Below are 2,777 nucleotides of genomic sequence, written 5' to 3'. Positions count from 1 at the left end.
TCACTAACATTACATCTTCGTACCCAACGGTTTGTAATACATTTAATACGTTTTTTATTCCTGCAGCATCTTTTACAGAAGCGCCCCCAAATTTAAATATTTTCATAGCGTATAAATTACCTTATTAAAATTACAAAATTCAAAATTTATAATAATTAATAATTAGTTGTTTTTTCTATATTATTTATAAATGTGTCTATTCCTATTTCATCCATATGAACCACGCGCCAATCATTTAAAACAGTTGCCCCGCTTTTTTTGTAAAATTCAATTGCAGGTGTGTTCCAATCTAACACGTTCCATTCTATTCGTCTTACGTTATCTTTTTTGCCTTGTTTTATAATTTCGGTGTATAATGCAAATCCAGCGCCAGTTCCTCTGTTTTTTTCTCTAACTATTAAATCTTCTAAATGAATGGTTTTTCCCTTCCAAGTTGAAAATCGATAATAATACAAAGCTACGCCAATAATTTCATTTTGCTCTTCTGCTACAAAAGTATAAAATAAAGGATTTTCAGAAAAGCCATCTCGCACTAAATCTTCTACAGTTACAACCACCGCATTAGGTTCTTTTTCAAAAATAGCTAATTCTTTAATTAAAGCCAAAACTTCTGGCATATCTTCTGGTATTCCTTTTCTTATAATCATTTTTTCTTGAAGCTATTTCCTGCTTTCCACTATATCTTTTTATTTTATGTTGCCTTCGAGAGCCTCAGTCAACATAAAATAAAAAGGATGCCGTTACACCCGAGCAAAGCGAACTGACGCAGTAATCAGGGCTATTTTACATTCGTTTTTTCAATACATTCTTTTGCAAAAATACATATACACAAACAACTTTCTAAATTAATTTCGCATTATCACAAAAATAACGATATTTGCACAACAATTCTACTCAATCGATTTCGTAATGGAACAAAGCAACAAAACCTTAGGTGAATACATCATCGAAAATCAAAATGCATTTCAATATTCGTCTGGCGAATTATCCCGAATTATCAACTCCATCCGTTTAGCTGCAAAAGTAGTTAACTACAAAGTAAACAAAGCAGGTTTAGTGGATATTGTAGGTGCCGCTGGAGATCAAAACATTCAAGGTGAAGACCAACAAAAACTGGATGTTTATGCCAATGAAGTTTTTATTCAAACATTAATAAACCGAGAAATTGTTTGCGGAATTGCGTCTGAAGAAAACGACGATTTTATAACCGTAGCAGGTTCAGATAAAAGTCATAATAACAAGTATGTGGTATTAATGGATCCGCTTGACGGCTCTTCAAATATTGATGTTAACGTATCTGTTGGAACAATTTTTTCAGTTTACAGAAGAATTACACCAGTTGGCACGCCAGTAACTTTAGAAGATTTTTTACAACCAGGAATCAATCAAGTAGCGGCAGGGTATGTTATTTATGGTACGTCAACTATGTTGGTATACACAACAGGTTGTGGCGTTAATGGATTTACCTTAAACCCAGCTATCGGAACGTTTTATTTGTCGCATCCAAATATGAAATTTCCAGAAAATGGAAGTATTTATTCTATAAATGAAGGAAATTATGTGCATTTTCCTCAGGGGGTGAAAAATTACCTAAAATATTGCCAATTAGAAGAAAACGACCGACCATATACCTCAAGATACATAGGAAGTTTAGTATCTGATTTTCATAGAAATATGATAAAAGGCGGCATTTATATTTATCCAACCAGTTCTAAAGCGCCAAAAGGGAAATTACGTTTGTTATACGAATGCAATCCAATGGCATTTATTGCCGAACAAGCAGGAGGAAAGTCTTCTGACGGATTTGGTAGAACTATGGAAATTATCCCAACCGAATTACACCAACGCGTGCCGTTTTTCTGCGGCGTAAAAAGTATGGTAGAAAAAGCAGAGGAATTTATGGAACAAGCTAAATAAAATAAAGCGGCATAAATGTCGCTTTTTTATTTCCTAAAAATTCTGTAAGTTTGAAAAACATTTTAAAAGAAATGGTATGCAAGAATTTTTAATATATTTCAATATGGGACTAAAGCACGTGTTAGATATCGCAGCTTATGATCATATCGTTTTTCTAATTGCGTTACTAATTCCGTACACCTTTAAAGATTGGAAACGCGTATTTTTATTGGTAAGTTTGTTTACTTTAGGACATACTTTAGCCTTAATTTTATCTGTTTTTGGGGTCGTTTCTATTTCGGTAACTGTTGTAGAATTCCTAATTCCAATCACTATTTTAATCACTGCTTTGTATCATTTGTTTACCGCTGGCAAATCGGCAAAAAAAGAAACGGTTTCTTTTGTAGCAATAGTAACAGTGTGCTTCGGATTAATTCACGGCCTTGGATTTTCAAATTATTTTAATACCATAATGGTAGGTTCTGGAATGACTAAGTTAGTTCCTTTATTAGAATTTGCTTTAGGAATTGAGGCTGCTCAACTAATTGTGGTTCTTGCCGTATTGCTTCTTGCGTATATTCTTCAAACTTTTTTTCGTTTTTCAAAAAGAGATTGGGCTTTGGTATTGTCAGGATGTATAATTGGTGTAGTTTTGCCAATGATATTACAAAGCGAAATTTTTAAGTAAAAGTTATTTCACAGAGCTACACAAAGAATCAGCAGAGTGACACAAAATCAGTATTAATTCCATATAATATGTTCAAAAAGTATTAAAAATAAAATCTTTGCGAACCTTAGCGGGAAACTTTGCGTTTCTTTGCGGTAAATTTAACAATGAAAGAAAAGAAAAAATTAAAATACGATTTAGCCTATTTGCGCAT

Annotated in this window: 3 protein-coding genes; 2 read left to right on the top strand and 1 reads right to left on the bottom strand. The window is 32.9% G+C overall.

Annotated elements, in window-relative coordinates; all coding sequences use genetic code 11:
* Positions 1-155 precede the first annotated feature (155 nt).
* Positions 156-647, bottom strand: a complete 492-nt coding sequence (locus tag ABWO04_RS10980; protein ID WP_353079737.1) for a GNAT family N-acetyltransferase — start codon at positions 645-647, stop codon at positions 156-158.
* 262 nt (positions 648-909) lie between these two features.
* On the opposite strand from ABWO04_RS10980, the gene fbp reads away from it, so the two are divergent.
* Positions 910-1,917: a class 1 fructose-bisphosphatase gene (gene fbp, locus ABWO04_RS10975; RefSeq protein WP_291241789.1), complete on the top strand. Its 1,008-nt coding sequence runs from the start codon at positions 910-912 to the stop codon at positions 1,915-1,917.
* A 76-nt stretch (positions 1,918-1,993) separates the two neighbouring features.
* Positions 1,994-2,584: a HupE/UreJ family protein gene (locus ABWO04_RS10970; RefSeq protein ID WP_353079736.1), complete on the top strand. Its 591-nt coding sequence runs from the start codon at positions 1,994-1,996 to the stop codon at positions 2,582-2,584.
* Positions 2,585-2,777: the final 193 nt, after the last annotated feature.

This window comes from Flavobacterium sp. (assembly GCF_040382755.1).
GTDB lineage: Bacteria > Bacteroidota > Bacteroidia > Flavobacteriales > Flavobacteriaceae > Flavobacterium.
Note: the sequence above shows the minus strand (reverse complement) of the source record. Positions and strands in the feature narration are given on the sequence as shown.